This window comes from Pseudomonas rhizosphaerae (assembly GCF_000761155.1).
GTDB lineage: Bacteria > Pseudomonadota > Gammaproteobacteria > Pseudomonadales > Pseudomonadaceae > Aquipseudomonas > Aquipseudomonas rhizosphaerae.
Window position 1 is genome coordinate 585,185 of record NZ_CP009533.1, and the last position, 14,837, is coordinate 600,021.

The 14,837-nt window shown below is 61.7% G+C and carries 17 protein-coding genes; 6 read left to right on the forward strand and 11 right to left on the reverse strand.

From position 1 onward, the window contains the following. Window positions 1–3 precede the first annotated feature (3 nt). The gene (locus tag LT40_RS02640) at window positions 4–609 is read right to left on the reverse strand and encodes a TetR/AcrR family transcriptional regulator (protein ID WP_043186146.1); all 606 of its coding nucleotides are present in this window, start codon (window positions 607–609) and stop codon (window positions 4–6) included. Between the two features lie 161 nt (window positions 610–770). Here LT40_RS02640 and LT40_RS02645 point away from each other — a divergent pair, with 161 nt between their 5' ends. Further along, window positions 771–1,676, forward strand: a complete 906-nt coding sequence (locus tag LT40_RS02645) for a DUF808 domain-containing protein (RefSeq protein WP_043186149.1) — start codon at window positions 771–773, stop codon at window positions 1,674–1,676. A 265-nt stretch (window positions 1,677–1,941) separates the two neighbouring features. Here the strand turns inward: LT40_RS02645 and LT40_RS02650 are convergent, their stop codons facing one another. Genes LT40_RS02650 through LT40_RS02660 form a run of 3 tightly spaced genes read right to left on the reverse strand, consistent with a single transcriptional unit; the run spans window position 1,942 to window position 3,919 of the window. Continuing rightward, window positions 1,942–2,817, reverse strand: a complete 876-nt coding sequence (locus tag LT40_RS02650) for a DUF3618 domain-containing protein (protein ID WP_043186153.1) — start codon at window positions 2,815–2,817, stop codon at window positions 1,942–1,944. After that, window positions 2,814–3,260, reverse strand: a complete 447-nt coding sequence (locus LT40_RS02655; RefSeq protein WP_084139707.1) for a phage holin family protein — start codon at window positions 3,258–3,260, stop codon at window positions 2,814–2,816. Before LT40_RS02655 ends, LT40_RS02650 begins: the two co-directional genes overlap by 4 nt. Then, window positions 3,260–3,919 carry a hypothetical protein gene (locus LT40_RS02660; RefSeq protein WP_148308503.1) on the reverse strand — a complete coding sequence of 220 codons (660 nt, stop codon included), beginning with the start codon at window positions 3,917–3,919 and terminating at the stop codon, window positions 3,260–3,262. The genes LT40_RS02655 and LT40_RS02660 overlap by 1 nt, the downstream gene beginning before the upstream one ends. A 392-nt stretch (window positions 3,920–4,311) precedes the next feature. Here LT40_RS02660 and LT40_RS02665 point away from each other — a divergent pair, with 392 nt between their 5' ends. Further along, window positions 4,312–5,178 (forward strand): manganese catalase family protein, encoded by an 867-nt coding sequence (locus tag LT40_RS02665; protein ID WP_043186156.1) that lies wholly within the window; start codon window positions 4,312–4,314, stop codon window positions 5,176–5,178. Window positions 5,179–5,283: 105 nt separating this feature from the next. On the opposite strand, the gene LT40_RS02670 is transcribed toward LT40_RS02665, so the two are convergent. The 5 genes from LT40_RS02670 to fnr all read right to left on the reverse strand — a co-directional run bounded on the left by LT40_RS02670 (window position 5,284) and on the right by fnr (window position 9,663). Then, a complete protein-coding gene (locus LT40_RS02670) occupies window positions 5,284–6,081 on the reverse strand; it encodes an SDR family NAD(P)-dependent oxidoreductase (RefSeq protein WP_043186159.1) in 798 nt (265 codons plus the stop codon). A 122-nt stretch (window positions 6,082–6,203) separates the two neighbouring features. Further along, the gene (locus tag LT40_RS02675; protein ID WP_043186161.1) at window positions 6,204–6,926 is read right to left on the reverse strand and encodes a CatB-related O-acetyltransferase; all 723 of its coding nucleotides are present in this window, start codon (window positions 6,924–6,926) and stop codon (window positions 6,204–6,206) included. A gap of 208 nt (window positions 6,927–7,134) precedes the next feature. Then, entirely contained in the window at window positions 7,135–8,196 is a 1,062-nt protein-coding gene (locus LT40_RS02680) for an SDR family oxidoreductase (RefSeq protein ID WP_043186163.1), read from the reverse strand. A 107-nt stretch (window positions 8,197–8,303) separates the two neighbouring features. Further along, entirely contained in the window at window positions 8,304–8,852 is a 549-nt protein-coding gene (locus LT40_RS02685; protein ID WP_043186164.1) for an adenine phosphoribosyltransferase, read from the reverse strand. A gap of 76 nt (window positions 8,853–8,928) precedes the next feature. After that, window positions 8,929–9,663: a fumarate/nitrate reduction transcriptional regulator Fnr gene (gene fnr, locus LT40_RS02690; RefSeq protein WP_043186166.1), complete on the reverse strand. Its 735-nt coding sequence runs from the start codon at window positions 9,661–9,663 to the stop codon at window positions 8,929–8,931. A gap of 201 nt (window positions 9,664–9,864) precedes the next feature. On the opposite strand from fnr, the gene LT40_RS02695 reads away from it, so the two are divergent. From LT40_RS02695 to LT40_RS02705, 3 genes are all read left to right on the forward strand, one after another. Then, window positions 9,865–10,221: a hypothetical protein gene (locus tag LT40_RS02695; protein WP_043186169.1), complete on the forward strand. Its 357-nt coding sequence runs from the start codon at window positions 9,865–9,867 to the stop codon at window positions 10,219–10,221. Window positions 10,222–10,241: 20 nt separating this feature from the next. After that, complete coding sequence (locus tag LT40_RS02700; protein ID WP_043186171.1) at window positions 10,242–10,994, forward strand: SDR family oxidoreductase; 753 nt, start codon at window positions 10,242–10,244, stop codon at window positions 10,992–10,994. 128 nt (window positions 10,995–11,122) lie between these two features. Then, window positions 11,123–11,800, forward strand: a complete 678-nt coding sequence (locus tag LT40_RS02705) for a GNAT family N-acetyltransferase (protein ID WP_043186172.1) — start codon at window positions 11,123–11,125, stop codon at window positions 11,798–11,800. Window positions 11,801–11,880: 80 nt separating this feature from the next. On the opposite strand, the gene LT40_RS02710 is transcribed toward LT40_RS02705, so the two are convergent. Further along, the gene (locus LT40_RS02710; protein ID WP_043186176.1) at window positions 11,881–12,246 is read right to left on the reverse strand and encodes a response regulator; all 366 of its coding nucleotides are present in this window, start codon (window positions 12,244–12,246) and stop codon (window positions 11,881–11,883) included. Between the two features lie 323 nt (window positions 12,247–12,569). Between LT40_RS02710 and LT40_RS02715 the strand changes: the two genes are divergently transcribed. Further along, window positions 12,570–14,057 (forward strand): YdgA family protein, encoded by a 1,488-nt coding sequence (locus tag LT40_RS02715; protein ID WP_043186179.1) that lies wholly within the window; start codon window positions 12,570–12,572, stop codon window positions 14,055–14,057. A gap of 29 nt (window positions 14,058–14,086) precedes the next feature. Here LT40_RS02715 and LT40_RS02720 read toward each other — a convergent pair whose 3' ends face one another. After that, window positions 14,087–14,620 carry a cytochrome b gene (locus LT40_RS02720; protein WP_043186181.1) on the reverse strand — a complete coding sequence of 178 codons (534 nt, stop codon included), beginning with the start codon at window positions 14,618–14,620 and terminating at the stop codon, window positions 14,087–14,089. Window positions 14,621–14,837 lie beyond the last annotated feature (217 nt).

Genomic DNA, 14,837 nt, shown 5'->3' on the forward strand with positions numbered 1-14,837 from the left:
GTCCTACTCCGGTGCGCAGCCCTTGAGCACCAGTCGCGTGATGGTGTCGATGGCCGCTTCGTAGTCGGTGTCGTCGAGCTTGGCCTTGCCGGTGATCGAGGCGATCTGCCAGTCGAAGTCGGCGTAGGTCTGGGTCGCGGCCCATATACTGAACATCAGATGATGGGGGTCGACGGGCGCGATCTGCCCATGATCGATCCAGGTCTGCAGGCACTGGATGTTGTGCAGGGCCTGGGCATTGAGTTGCTCGACCTGGTCGGCGCTCAGGTGGGGCGCGCCGTGCATGATTTCACTGGCGAACACCTTCGAGGCGAAGGGCAGATCGCGGGAGATGTGGATCTTGGCGCGGATGTAGGCTCGCAGCACGTCCTGTGGCTCACCGGCCGTATCGAATGGCGTCGACGCGCGCAGGATCGGCTCGATGATGCTTTCCAGCACCTCGCGGTAGAGGTTTTCCTTGGACTTGAAGTAGTAATAGACGTTGGGCTTGGGCACGCCGGCCTTGCTGGCAATGTCGTGGGTCTTGGCGGCGGCGAACCCCTTGTCGGCGAATTCTTCGCTGGCCGCGCGCAGGATGAGGGCCTTGTTGCGCTCGCGAATACTGCTCATGGTGGGCAAAGATCCTTGTTTCTGCGCAAAGGCCTCCGGCCGCGCCGGAGGGTCCGCGATGGTAGCACCGGCTTTGCCGAGCGCTCAACAACGGCCCGGCGGGGAACTAAGCCGCTGCTCCATGCGTCAGCCACCTAACTCACCCATAAGGATTCTCCCCCGTGGCCGCAGGCAATTTGCTTACGCTTCTCGACGATATCGCGACGTTGCTCGACGACGTTTCCCTGGCTGCGAAGAAAACCGCCGGAGTGCTGGGCGATGATCTGGCGCTCAATGCCCAACAGGTGACCGGGGTCAAGGCCGATCGCGAACTGCCGGTGGTCTGGGCGGTGGCCAAGGGATCCTTGTTGAACAAGGCGATCCTGGTGCCCGCAGCGCTGTTGATCAGCGCGTTCGCCCCGTGGCTGATCACACCGTTGTTGATGATCGGCGGTGCTTATCTGTGCTTCGAAGGCTTCGAGAAGGTCGTGCACAAGTTCCTGCACAAGGATTCGGCAGAAGAGCTTGAACGTCGCAAGGCGGCCATGGCCGATGCTCAGGTCGACATGGTTGCGTTCGAAAAAGACAAGATCAAAGGCGCGGTGCGTACCGATTTCATTCTTTCTGCAGAGATCATCGTGCTGGCACTGGGTGTGGTGTCGACGCGGCCGTTCCTGGACCAGGTCGGCGTGCTGGTGATCACGGCGGTGCTGATCACCGTTGGTGTCTATGGATTGGTGGCCGGTATCGTCAAGCTTGACGACGTTGGCCTGTACCTCAAGCAGAAGACCGGATCGGCCAGCCAGGCGCTGGGCAATGGCCTGTTGTGGCTGGCACCGGTGCTGATGAAGGTGTTGTCGATCCTGGGCACTATCGCCATGTTCCTGGTCGGCGGCGGCATCATCGCGCACGGCCTGCCGTTCGTGCATCACCTCAGTGAAGCGGCCGTGGCGTTTGTCGGTGGCGGCGTGATGGGAACCGTGGCCAGCACCCTTGTGGACGCGCTGACCGGCATCCTCACCGGTGCCCTCGTCCTGGCCGTGGTTTCCCTCGGCAAAAAATTGTTCGGCAAATCCAAACCCCTGTAGCAGCGGCGCAAGCCGCGTCCGGGGAACGACGCGGTGCCTGCCTGCCTGCGCTCACACCGCCTCCAGTATCTGCAGGAGCGGTCATTGGCCGCGAAAAACTCCCCGCGGTCCTACCGATCCATCGCCGTGGCTCTTTCGCGGCCAAAGACCGCTCCTACGAAGTATCTACACCACCGCGCCCTGTAGCAGCGGCGCAAGCCGCGTCCGGGGACGACGCGGTGCCATGCTTGCCTGCGTCCCCGGGTTGTTGATGCCCAGCCTTGGCTCAGGGCTCGATGCCCAGCCCCGAAGACAGATCGGTGCCCTCGCTAGCCGACGTAGGCGTGACCGGATGCTCGCCAATGCTGCGCTCGCTAGCGGAAGAAGTACTGTCGGCGGGTGACGCAGGCACTGTGTCCGTTGCCTGTTTCACCGTGTCCTTGGCCGCCGCATAGGCCTGCTGACCCTTGGCCTTGAGAGAATCGGCAAGATCGTCACGCGCTTGCCCCATCAGCTCATTCTCCTTGCGCGTGGATGGCAACGCCGCACCCAACGCCGCCCCCAGGGCAATGCCGATCGCCGCGAGCACCAACGGCTGCTCCTTGAGCAAGTGCTCCAACTGATCCTTCACCTCGCTGGCCTGGGCCTGCACGCGCTGGCTGACGTCGTGCGCCTTGTCGGTCAGCTGGCTGGACGTGGCATCGAAGGAATCCCCGGCGCGGTGCGACAGATCGCTCGCCTTCGAGCGCAAGGTCTGTCCGTGGTCACGCGCCGTATCGGCGGCCCCGTGCAGATGCACGCCAGCGCTGGACAACGCATGACTGACTTTATCCACCGCTTGATTGACCTTGTCGCCCAACCCCGGTCCGGTCGACGCAGGCCCTGGCTGAAAGGGCTTGTTCTGGTTCATCGCCAGCCAGGCCAGACCAACGCCGGTAAGCACCGTAGGGACTGGATTGTTTTTCAGGGTCGTGCCCAGGTTCTGGAAAAATTCGCCGCCGTTGCCCTTGGTATAGGACATGGCCTGGTCGAACAGCTGCCCCGGCGTGAACCGGCTTTCCAGGGAATCGACCAGATTGCTGATGCTGGCACGCTTGGCGTCGATTTCGCGCTCCAGGGCTTCCGGGCTTTTTTCCAGATCAGTATCGAATGAGCTGCTCATGAGACTTTCCTCTTCAATGCTTCCTTGTCCTGCTGCATGGCGTGCAGGGTGCGGTCCGGCGTGAAGTGCGAGGGTTCGAACTGCTTCTTGCCCGACTGCAGCATGATGAAACCGATGACCAGGGTGATACCGCCCACGATCAGTGCGGCCAACCACAGCTGCATCATGGTGCCCAGGCCGTACACCGCCGCCATGAGCAGAACGATGAAGCCCGCCAGCAACACGATTGCACCCCCTGCGACGGCAACGATGCCGGCCTTGAGCGTGACCAGGCTTTGCTGCATTTCTGCCTTGGCCAGTGCCAGCTCCTTGGTGAACAGCTCCGGCACCTCGCGAGTCAGTTGGCGCAACAGGCCACCGATCGAAGCATCGTCCTGACGCACCGGGTCAATCGGCTGCCTGGGCGTATCGAATGGATCGTTGTGTACTCCGTCATTGTTCATTACAAGGTCTCCCGTGGCGGCGTGGGCGTGGAGTACAGGGTGCTCCCGCCCAGCGGCGGGCTGGCAGCACCCTGGGTGGCAGGCTCAGGCAAGCTGCTCGCTGCAGGGTCTGCGGACAACGGCGGCACTGAAGTCTGATACTGCGGCGGATCACGTGGCTCGGACGAATCCGAACCGTGCGCGGTTGCCGAGCTCCGTTCAGAGGAAGCTGATGCGCGACCGTCGGATGCCGAATTGGCACTGGCACGCAGGAAGCGCGACAAACCGAAACCAATCGCCACGCTACCAGCGAGAAACACGGCCGGATTGTCACGCGCCAACTGGGCGCCCTTGTGCAGCAGCTCTTCCGCGCTCTGATCACGCACCTGATCGGCAAAGGTACCAAGGCCACTAGCCAGCTGGGCCAGATACTGCGAAAGACCCAGGCTATCCTTGCCCTCCATGGCAGAGGCTGCGGACTGCGCGCTCTCCACCAGCGTATCTATCTGCTCGGTCGCCAGGTCGCGTAAATGCTCGTACTGCTCGGCGCCTTGCTGTTTGGCGTCGCTCAATGCAGCGCCGGCCTCGTCCGCCAGCACCTGCAGATGTTCTTGTGGCGTGCTGCCCGTAGCCGTCTTGGCATTCGCCTCGTCGGTGGCAGATCGTTGCGTCGTATCCATTGCCTTTCTCCCATCATTGGAATGAGCACAGGGCACACCGCACAGCTTGCCGAGCACAGGTTATAACGACCCTCAAGCGGATGACGCATGGCCATTGCCAATAGTTCACAGCCACGGATGAATGCACTACTGACACAGACGCATTATTGATTATTGGCCAGGTTGAATAACTATCATTGCAATAACATTGAATCGATAAACCCATGTTAATGTGCCAGCAGTCATTCTTTCTCAAATAACCTTTCGTCCGGCTGCGCGATATAAATGGCATTAACGGCGAGAACTATCTTCCTAGTTAGGACGGCGTTGTTTCAGTCACTCTCGTTCATCGGGAGTCTCGGTGTGCCGATCCATGAATAGACAGCATAACTAGATAGCCTGAGGAATTGACCATGTTCTTGCATAACAAGCGTTTGCAATACACCGTGCGTGTTGCGGCACCCAACCCCGGGTTGGCTAACCTGTTGCTGGAACAATTCGGCGGCGCCCAAGGTGAACTGGCTGCAGCGGCACGCTACTTCACCCAGGCGTTGGCCGAGGATGATCCAGGCCGCAAGGACCTGCTGATGTCGATCGCCACCGAAGAGCTGAGCCACCTGGAAATCGTGGGTTCGATCATCGTCATGCTCAACAAGGGCGCCAAAGGGCAACTGGCCGAAGGCGTGCAGGAAGAAGGCGAGTTGTACCGTGCCATCAACGGCGCTGGCAATGATTCACATATCACCAGTCTGCTGTACGGTGCCGGTGCGCCATTGGTCAATTCGGCCGGTGTACCTTGGACCGCCGCTTATATCGATACCATCGGTGAACCCACTGCCGATATGCGTTCCAACATTGCCGCCGAGTCGCGGGCCAAGATTGTCTATGAACGTTTGATGAACGTGACGGACGATCCAGGCGTGAAAGAAGCACTGGGCTTCTTGATGACCCGTGAAATAGCGCATCAATTGTCCTTCGAAAAAGCCCTGCACTCCATTCAACCCAACTTTCCCCAGGGCAAGTTGCCGGGTATGCCAGAGTTCACCAACAAGTATTTCAACATGTCGGGTGAGCCCAATGTACGCGGGCCGTGGAACCAGGGTGAAGAGTGGGAGTTCGTCGAGTCGCCCGAACCCGCTGTCGATGGCGGTGACGGCAGTGCGTCAGTGACCTTGTCGGCAGACGATGCCGATGTACTGGACGCCATGAGAATGCGCACCCAGTCCGATCCGGATGCCAATCCGATCACCGGTGCCGATCTGGGTTCAGGCAAGGCGTAACGCATTTCGACCTGACTGCTATACAGGTCAGACGGTATTGAAAAAACCTCCCCGCAGTCTGACTGCGGGGAGGTTTTTTTATGCTGCCCGATCGCTACGGTGCCGTCAGTTCTGAACAGCTTGCACCGAACCGCCGTCGACCCGAACGTTGCTGCCGTTGACGAAAGACGCCCGTTCCGAAACCAGCATGGCGATCACCGAAGCCACTTCTTCGACCTTGCCACGGCGTTTCTGCACGATGCCTGGCCGTTCTTCTTCCAGGAAACTTTCAATGGCCTCTTCGAACGAAACGCCCATCTGCTGTGCGCGCTGTTCCATCATGCCGTCGGTCATCGGCGTTTCGATGAAGGCGGGCGCAACGGTGTTGCACAGTACCCCAAAGCCTGCCTCCTTGTAGGACAGGTTCTTGATGAATGCGGCCAGTCCTGCCTTGGCCACGTTGTACACCGCTTCTTCCCAGTACGGCTGTACCGCGTTCTCCGAAGTGATGCAGACAAAGCGACCCCACTGGCGTTCGCGCATGTGTGGAATGGTCGCCCGAGCCACGCGCACGGCGGAAAAGAAGTCGGTGTTCCAGGCTTCCAGGTAGTCAGCGTCGGACAATGCCAGTGGGTCGCCCTTGGCACCGGTGACACCTGCGGTGTGCACCACGATGTCGATCTGGCCGAAACGGGCTTCTGCCTGCGCCACCAGATGATCGACCTGCTGCTGGTCGGTAACATCGGCCACGACCGTCAACACGGTGTCGGGCAATTGCGCGGCCACCTGTTCGAGCTTGCTCGCATCGTTGTCCGACAGCACGATGCTGACGCCTTCCTCGCCCAGCAATTTGGCAGTCGCCAGACCCAGGCCACCGCTGCCGCCAGTGATGAGCGCCACGCGCCCTTTGATTCCCAAATCCATACCAGCCTCTCGTTCGCACAATGAGTGAATGTGCAGTTGTGACAGGCAAGGCCTGACTGGGATTCAATCATTCTTCTTGAGCGGGCTGCACGGGCCGGGAAGGGCAGGGCGGTGCTTGCAGGTCAAACCGCTTCGATGCGCCACGGTGCGCTGTGCAGCTTGATCCGGCGCGGTTGCAGCGGCTCCAGGGGTGCCGTCGTCAGGGCCTGGAGCAGTGCTTCGGGTTGTTCCATGGGCAGTTCGGCCAGCGCTTCGGGCGCCACTTGCCACCACTGGCTGGCCAGCAATCGCGCAATGGTATCGGGGTCGAAGCGGTAGCGAATCACCCGCGCCGGGGTCCCGGCGACGATGGCATAGGGCGGCACGTCTTTGTTGACCAACGACTGTGCCCCCACCACCGCGCCCGTGCCGATGCTGATGCCGTCCATGATCATTGCATCGCGTCCGATCCACACGTCATGCCCCAGCGTGGTTGGGGCGCTCACGTAATAGCCGGCCGCCTCGGGCGTGCGCGCGGCACGCAAGGCGAACAGCTTGCTGTGGGTGGACAGCCAGCCCAGCGGGTGCGACTGGCGGCTATGGCCGATGACCGTTCCAGCGGCGATGGAACAGTAGCGGCCGATCTCGGACACTTCATGCAGTTCGGCACCGCTCATGATGTCAGTGTGCGCGCCGATGCTCAGACGCTGCCCGAACAGCTTGACGTCATGCAGCTTGACGCCTTCCTCCAGCGTCAGCTCGATGCCATTGCGCAATCCGCGACTGCCACAGTCCAGGCGACACTTGCGCGCCGCCAGGGCTTTCTTCAGCTTACGGTCGAGAAGGGCGCGTTTGAGAACGTTCATTGCAAGGGTCCGGATCAGCCAAACGGTCCGCAAGCATATCTCATACACTACCCCTGTAAACGCCCTGTGGGAGCGGTCTTTGGCCGCGAAGAGTGCGCTGCGGTGCATCAGTTGATTGGCGAGACTCTCTTCGCGGCCAACGACCGCTCCCACTGATGCAGACCACAGCTCAATGCACTGCTATCTCCCGGACACAGCGCCGACGGTCTCAAGGAATCAAACGCTCGCTACGCAGCTTCTCGAACACGTCGAAAAATGCCTGATCGCTGGCCTGGAACTCGGTGAAACCCAACCGACGGCTCTTGGACACGTCGGTGACCACCTCGATCGGCCGGCCAAGGTCGGCATCGGTGTGCCACGGCGAAACCAGGCGGTCGATATCGGCTTCGCGCAGGCCATGCTCGTTCGCCAACTGCTGCCACACCGCAGCATCGTCGGCCATCTGCTCGGCCAGCGGCGTAACCTGCTGCGGGAAAGGCGCGGCCTCGACGCCGAACCAATTGGCGATCTGCTGCCACATCCAGCTCCAGCGAAACACATCGCCATTGGTCACGTTGAAGGCCTGGTTGGCCGCCGCAGGCGTAGTGCTGGCCCAGAGCAGTTGCTTGGCCAACAGTCGCGCGTCGGTCATGTCGGTCAGGCTGTCCCACTGCACCCGCGAACCAGGGAACACGAACGGCCGGCCGGTCGCCTTGCAGACGGACGCGTACACCGCCAGGGTGGTGGCCATGTTCATGGCGTTGCCTACCGCGACACCGGTAATGGTGTGCGGGCGGTGCACGCTCCAGGTGAAACCATCGCGCTCGGCCGCAGCGAACACTTCGTCTTCCTGGGCGTAATAGAAGTTCTCGACGTCCAGGCGGCCCTGTTCTTCACGAAAAGGCGTCTGTGGCAAGCTGCCCTTGCCGTAGTTCTCGAACGGGCCCAGGTAGTGCTTAAGGCCGGTGACCAAAGCCACGTGCTTGATGCTGCCGGCCGCGCGCAAGGCATCGAGCACGTTGCGCACCATGGCGGCGTTGACGCGGATGTTCTCCGCTTCGGTGTCCTGGCGTGCCCAGGTGGTCAAAAAGACGTGGCTGGGCGTGTGGTCGGCCAGTGCCGTGGCCAGGGACTCAGGGTCCATCAGGTCGGCCTGGACAGGGATGACACCCTCGGCCACGGCGGGCTTGCGGGCCAAACCGGCAACCTGCCAGCCCTGGTCCAGCAGCAGCCGTGACGTGGCGCTGCCAACGATGCCGCTGGCGCCTACTACCAATGCAGAATGAGTCATGTTGTCTCCAGTTGTGAGTGGATGCTGCGGTTTTGGACCGCAACATCAAGCTGGGGACTGCATTGGATCGTCTGCGACGGGGAGTCGCGGGTCTGCTCCCGGAGGTGTTAGCGCTCGTCCAAGGCGAAGCGAGTCAGGCAGAACGTACCAACGCCAGCGTCTTGCAGACGCTGCGAGCCCTGCAGCTCGGGCAGGTCGATGATGGCGGCGGCCTCGAACACCTCGGCGCCCATGCGCCTGACCAGATTGGCCGCGGCGATCAGCGTGCCGCCGGTGGCAATCAGGTCATCGAACAGCACCAGCGAATCGCCTTCGCACAGGCTGTCGGCGTGCACTTCGAGAAACGCTTCGCCGTATTCGGTTTGGTAACCCTCGCACAGCACATGCGCTGGCAGCTTGCCTTGCTTGCGGAACAGGATCAGCGGCTTGTTCAGTTCATGGGCGACGATGGATCCGATCAGAAACCCGCGCGCATCCATCGCCCCGATGTGGCTGAACTGGGCGTCGATGTAGCGGTGCACGAAACTGTCGATCACCAGACGCAAGGCCTTGGGCGACTGGAACAGCGGGGTGATGTCGCGAAACACCACGCCCGGCTTGGGGAAATCCGGCACGGGGCGGATCAGGAACTTGAAACTGTGTTCGTCGAAAACCATCGGTCATAGCTCTGGAAGGGCAGGGATGGCGCAGTATAACCTTCACCGCTTGCCAGTACTGCCCCACCGGCTGCGTTCAGTCGAGCATCGTACCGCCAGCCACGGCACACAGCTGCTGCGCATCCAGGATGCGCACTTCCTTGCCTTGGGCCTGGAGCAGGCCGCCCTGCTGGAAGCGGGTGAACACCCGCGACACCGTCTCCACTGCCAGGCCGAGAAAGTTGCCGATCTCGTTGCGCGACATGCTCAGGCGGAACTGCACCGCCGAATAGCCGCGCGCGGTGTGCCGAGCCGAAAGGTTGACGAGAAAAGTGGCGATGCGCTCGTCGGCGGTCTTTTTCGACAGCAGCAGCATCATCTGTTGATCGTCGCGGATCTCGCGGCTCATCACCCGCATCAGTTGGCGACGCAACTGCGGCAGTTGCACCGACAGTTCGTCCAGGCGCTCGAAGGGGATCTCGCACACCGACGTGGTTTCCTGCGCCTGCGCAGTGACCGGGTACGTCTGCGTGTCCACCCCGGACAGCCCGAGCAGTTCACTGGGCAAGTGGAAGCCGGTGATCTGCTCCTCACCGTTGTCGCTGAGGCTGAACGTCTTCAAGGCGCCTGAACGTACCGCGTACACCGCGTCGAAGGCTTCACCCTGGCGGAACAGGTACTCGCCTTTCTTCAAGGGACGGCCGCGCTTGACGATGTCGTCCAGGGCGTCCATGTCAGCCAGCTCCAGGGACAAGGGCAGGCACAGGGGCGCCAGGCTGCAGTCCTTGCAGTGGGCTTGATGGGGGGCACGGTTTTTCGCCGGCTCAGGCATTGTTTCGATCCTTGTTGAAACATTTCTATGAGTACGTGTGACGGCACAAGGGTAACCCAGCCAGCGTCTTCCAGGCCAACAGCCGCCATTGGGCTGGAGGAACAGTCGAGCTTGGGAAACAGGAGCCAGGGGAACTACGCGTGCACCACAGGCTCAGCTACAACAGGAATCCCACCGCGTCACAGCCAAAGGTACACACCCATGAACACGCTTTTTCGTGCCCTGAAATACAGCGGGGTGATCGGCATGCTCCTGTCGGCCTCATGCGGCGTCGGTGCCGCGCCAGGCGTGAGCGCCGCAAGCCCCGCAGCGGGCTCGGTGTCCGCTCCTGCGGTCAATTCCGCTCCGGCTGCCAACAGCGCACCGCCCCAGGCCAATACCACGCGCAACCCGTCCAGCAGCATGAATCGCGCCCCGGCCAATCGAAGTTCGAGTACGATCCTACAGCCTGCGCCCGCTTCAGTACCCGATACCACCGACACGCTGCAGCAACAGCGCCAGCAGAGCGGCGAGCAGATGATCCAGGAACGCAAGGGGCGAGCGGCGGACAGCAACTGACCTAAACCGGAGAAACAAGCATGTCGAAGAAGATAGCGTTGGTGACAGGTGCCGGCAGCGGCATTGGCCGAGCGACCGCCCTGGGGCTTGCAGCGGATGGATTCTGCGTGGTGCTGGCAGGCAGGCGCCTGGAAACCGTGCAGGCTGTGGCTCACATGATCGCCGAGCAGGGCGGTGAAGCTCTGGCAGTGGCGGCCGACGTCCGCGACAGCGACAGCGTCGATGCCTTGTTCGCCACGGTCGAGCAGACCTACGGGCGCCTCGACGTCATCTTCAACAATGCCGGCATCGGCGCGCCCGCAGTGCCGATCGACGAGTTGGACGTGGCCAAGTGGGCCGACGTGCTGCAGACCAACGTCACCGGAGTGTTCCTGTGTTGCCGCGCAGCGTTCGGCCTGATGCGCCGACAGCAGCCGCAGGGCGGGCGGATCATCAACAACGGCTCGATCTCGGCGCACACACCGCGTAGCTTCAGCATGCCCTACACCGCCAGCAAGCACGCGGTGCTGGGCATCACCAAAAGCCTGGCGCTCGATGGCCGCGAGTTCAACATCGCCTGCAGCCAGATCGATATCGGCAATGCCCTGACCGAGCTGTCGGCACGCATGACCAAAGGCGTTCGCCAGGCCAATGGCGACATCGCCATCGAGCCCATGGTCGACATGGTCCATGTCGTCGACGCGGTGCGCTACATCGCCAAGCTGCCGTTGTCGGCAAACGTACTGAACATGACGGTCATGGCAACCAACATGCCGTTCGTGGGGCGAGGCTGAGGCGAGTCCTTCCAGCTTTCAGGCCTTCAGTGGGCGTGCGAGTGTTACGAGACTGTCGACCGGGGCTGGCCAGGGTTTATCATGCGCGCTCGTTCACTCGCGCGCATCCAGCCGGAGCCTTGCCACCGATGTCACTGATCCATCATTCCAGTTCGGCACCTAGCGAAGACATCAAAAGTCATTTGCTGCAAATGGTGGTCGATTACCTCACCGATATCAGCAGCCTCGGCATCACGCCGAGCAATCCGCTGTATCAGCTCTACCAGTACGGCGTCGGCTACGAAGTGCACCTGTACCTCGAAGCGATGGCGGGTGGCCGTGAGGTGAAACCGGAGCTGGTGTTGGCGTTCGATGAAGCGCACCCGGACATCCTGGACGGCTTTGCCCTGTTCCTGCGAGCCGAGCACGATCCCTCGGTGTGCACCGTGGCCTACGTGGCCGTGCGTACGCCTCGGCGCCGTATGGGTGTGGCGCGTGCCATGTTAGATGCGATCACGCAACGCCATGCGCACGTCGAGCTGGCATGTGTGCCGGGCAAGGTAAGTTGGTTCGAAAAGTTGGGGTTTCAGATCATTGGCGCTCAGGGACCGCAGATCAAGCTGAGCAGCGATGGCACAGCCACCGACCAGCCCATTGCGGTGCTGGATGTGGCGCCTATCTATGCCTCAGTGGAAGTGAGGCAGATTCACGCCTATCTGCTCAATCAACATGGCCGCAAGGCAATGCTCGAGGCCGAGAAGAAACGCGACAGGCAGCTCGACCAGATGACCCGCCAAGCCGCCACCTTCGCCAGAGATTCACTCTGAACCATCCACCACCGAACACCACCCCTGTAGCAGCGGCGCAAGCCGCGTCAGCGATCTACGCCACACCGCCCAAACGCGCCTCAATGCATATGCAAAGACGTGTTCACCTTGCTCAACAACCGCTCATTACTCCACGGCTTGGGCAGAAACTGCACATTGGGCCCCAACTCCAGGTCGCGACCCGAGTAACCGGAGGTCAACAGGATGGGCAGATCCGGCCAGCGCTCGGCGGCCATCTTGCTCAGATCGTAGCCGTCCATTTGCCCAGGCATGCGGATATCGCTGACGACCATGTTCACTTCGCCCGGATGCGTTTCCAGAAAGCTGTAGCCCTGGTCGGCGGTCGCGAACGCCGTCACTTCGAAACCTGCGTCTTCGAGCACCGTCGTCAGCAGAAGGCGAATAAGGTCCTCGTCTTCGAGGACAAGAATGGAGGCGGTAGTCATAGGGCGTCTCTTCAATGAGGCATCAGCGTCTATGCAATCGACTGATACAACTTGCAAGGGTTCTATGCTGCAAAAAAAAGACTGACGAAAGGGCATAAACTGTTGCGTACAAGTAACGAATATGCAAAGAGATTCCCGCTGGTCGGAGGTTATCGAACCCAGTCATGGGCAGTATCACTTTCCCGCCCTGGGGGTTTCCTTTGCTTGGTTGCTCAGCCTGTGCAAATGCTAACCTGCCGCGCAATGCGTCGTCGTTGTCGCTCGGCCATTTGCTTGCGCCATAGCGTCGCCGTAAGCCCGGTATCCTTTCAATGAGTCCGATCATGAACAAAGCAACAGGCATCATCGGTGGCATCGTCGTCGTGGCGGCCGCCGCCACCGTCGGCGGGGCCTGGTACACCGGCACCCAGCTGGAGCCGGTGCTGAGCAACGCCATCGCCCAGGCCAACCGTGAGCTGGCGGCCTCCTTGGCTGTCGACGGCCAGCCGGGCATGCAGATCGAACTGGCGTCCCTGGATCGACGCTTCTTCACCAGCACCGCGCACTATCGAATCCAGCTCCATGGCGTGCAAGCCGACGGTAAGCCGCAAAGTCGTGAACTGCTGCTCGTCGATCACATCGAGCACGGCCCGTTGCCCTGGTCGCACCTCAAGGCCTTGCGGCTGATGCCGGTGATGGCGGCGAGCAACTTCGAGCTCGAGCGCAATGCCGACACCCAGGCCTGGTTCGCCATGAGCCAGAATCAGCCGCCATTGCGCGGCCAGGTCAGCATCGGTTACGACGGCGCCAGCGATACACGCTTGCAACTGCTGCCACTCGACGCCCGCGAGGGCAACGACACCGTGAAATTTTCCGGATTGACCGCCCGCCTGGTGTTGAGCGCCGACGCCAGCCACTACAGTCTGACCGGTCACAGTGACGAACTGCTCGCCGACGTCGCAGGTCAGGCGGGTCGTCTGCAGGCGCAGTTCAAAGGCTTGAGTTTCGATACCGGAGGCACCCTGGGTGCGTCCGGCCTGTACCTGGGGCACTCCGACCTCAAACTGGCCCGAGCCAGCCTGCAGGGCGCCGAGGTCGCACCCGTTCAGGTCGAAAACCTCTCCGTTTCCGGGCTGATGCAGGAGGTGGAGGGCAATCTGGATATCCAGGCCAGCTACAGCGTCGCAGCCCTGAACTACGCCGGCCGTCCGGTCGGGGCGCTGCAGATGAGCGTCAAGCTGGCCAACGTCGATATCGCCGCCAGCCGCGAGTTCGGCGATCTGTATCGAACCGTCATTGCACCCCAGTGGCAGACGCCATTGCCCGACGGCACGCTACCGCCGCTGCGTCTGAGCCTGGCGCATCGCCAACAGCTGGAAACGGTTGTCGGCAAGTTGCTGGATGCCAAACCCTTGCTGCAGTTGGAAAAGCTGAGCCTGGCCACCGAGCATGGCGAGAGCCATCTGAGCATGACGGCCCACCTGGCCAACCCGGCACCGGCACAGCTGGGCTCGCCGGCCTATTGGCCAGCCCTGATCGGCAGTCTGCAAGCCGACTTGCAACTGTCCAAGCCCATGCTGGCGGACGTGGGCAGCCTGCAGGCCGGCCTGCAGGGGCAGACCGACCCGGCGCGTGTGGCCCAGGCCGGAAGCGATCTGAGCGCCACCATCGCCGGACTGGGGCAAATGCTCGGCCTGGTCAAGGATGAAGGCGAGCACCTGCGCGCCACCTTGCGCTACGACGATGCCATGGTCGATTTCAACGGTCGGAAAATGCCCCTGCAGCAGTTCGCCCAGGTGCTTGGCCAAGTCGGCATCATGGGGCAGCGCTGACGCCGCGTCGGCTGCGCGTTTCACACGTGTCAGTCGCGCTGTGGCGGCAGCATGCGCTCGAGCATGCCGTCCCGGCGCACCGCCACGTGCCACACCACGGCTGCCACGTGCATGACGATCAAACCGTACACCGCAAATTGGCCCCACACATGTACGGTGTTGGCCAATTTGCCCAAATCCTCGTTCCTGGCGAATCCTGGCAGTGATACCAGGCCGAAGAACGGCACGTCCTGGCCATTACCGGCCATCATGTAGCCGGTCACTGGCATGGCCAGTAACACCGCGTACAGAAGACCATGGTTCAGGTGAGCCAACGCCCGCGTGCCGGCTCCGATCTCGGGCTGATAGGCCGGCGCTCGATGGCGCCAGCGCCAAGTCAGCCGGATCAGCACCAGCAGGCCGACACTGATGCCCATGGATTCGTGCGCCAGGTACCACAGCACCCGCACCGGGCCGGGCGGAAAATTCTCCGCGACCCATACACAGGGCAACACCAGGCACAGTGCAGCGACCGTCAGCCAATGCAGCGCCTGCGCGAAGCCGTTATAGCGTTCGATCGCCATTTTTCCACTCCACAAGACCCATCCATTCCCAATCCGGGTTGGACCCGCCGGCTGGATCGCTGTTCATTGGCGGATCCATCGTCCGTGACCGTCATTTGCCAATTACTACCGGCAGCGCTACCGGCAGTCGGAAATGACTAATGGCTTCAGGCTATTATTGGATCCACGCTAAATACCGTCACATTTCTGCCGATAGTCCCCGCAATCACACAGCGGA

What these genes read in the sequence shown, in the direction of transcription:
- LT40_RS02665 (WP_043186156.1), top strand. Translation starts at nt 4,312, where the DNA reads ATGTTCTTGCATAACAAGCGTTTGCAATACACCGTGCGTGTTGCGGCA.
- LT40_RS02650 (WP_043186153.1), bottom strand. Translation starts at nt 2,817, where the DNA reads ATGAGCAGCTCATTCGATACTGATCTGGAAAAAAGCCCGGAAGCCCTG.
- LT40_RS02675 (WP_043186161.1), bottom strand. Translation starts at nt 6,926, where the DNA reads ATGAACGTTCTCAAACGCGCCCTTCTCGACCGTAAGCTGAAGAAAGCC.
- LT40_RS02640 (WP_043186146.1), bottom strand. Translation starts at nt 609, where the DNA reads ATGAGCAGTATTCGCGAGCGCAACAAGGCCCTCATCCTGCGCGCGGCC.
- LT40_RS02715 (WP_043186179.1), top strand. Translation starts at nt 12,570, where the DNA reads ATGAACAAAGCAACAGGCATCATCGGTGGCATCGTCGTCGTGGCGGCC.
- LT40_RS02710 (WP_043186176.1), bottom strand. Translation starts at nt 12,246, where the DNA reads ATGACTACCGCCTCCATTCTTGTCCTCGAAGACGAGGACCTTATTCGC.
- LT40_RS02700 (WP_043186171.1), top strand. Translation starts at nt 10,242, where the DNA reads ATGTCGAAGAAGATAGCGTTGGTGACAGGTGCCGGCAGCGGCATTGGC.
- LT40_RS02705 (WP_043186172.1), top strand. Translation starts at nt 11,123, where the DNA reads ATGTCACTGATCCATCATTCCAGTTCGGCACCTAGCGAAGACATCAAA.
- LT40_RS02720 (WP_043186181.1), bottom strand. Translation starts at nt 14,620, where the DNA reads ATGGCGATCGAACGCTATAACGGCTTCGCGCAGGCGCTGCATTGGCTG.
- LT40_RS02670 (WP_043186159.1), bottom strand. Translation starts at nt 6,081, where the DNA reads ATGGATTTGGGAATCAAAGGGCGCGTGGCGCTCATCACTGGCGGCAGC.
- LT40_RS02655 (WP_084139707.1), bottom strand. Translation starts at nt 3,260, where the DNA reads ATGAACAATGACGGAGTACACAACGATCCATTCGATACGCCCAGGCAG.
- LT40_RS02695 (WP_043186169.1), top strand. Translation starts at nt 9,865, where the DNA reads ATGAACACGCTTTTTCGTGCCCTGAAATACAGCGGGGTGATCGGCATG.
- LT40_RS02660 (WP_148308503.1), bottom strand. Translation starts at nt 3,919, where the DNA reads ATGGATACGACGCAACGATCTGCCACCGACGAGGCGAATGCCAAGACG.
- fnr (WP_043186166.1), bottom strand. Translation starts at nt 9,663, where the DNA reads ATGCCTGAGCCGGCGAAAAACCGTGCCCCCCATCAAGCCCACTGCAAG.
- LT40_RS02680 (WP_043186163.1), bottom strand. Translation starts at nt 8,196, where the DNA reads ATGACTCATTCTGCATTGGTAGTAGGCGCCAGCGGCATCGTTGGCAGC.
- LT40_RS02685 (WP_043186164.1), bottom strand. Translation starts at nt 8,852, where the DNA reads ATGGTTTTCGACGAACACAGTTTCAAGTTCCTGATCCGCCCCGTGCCG.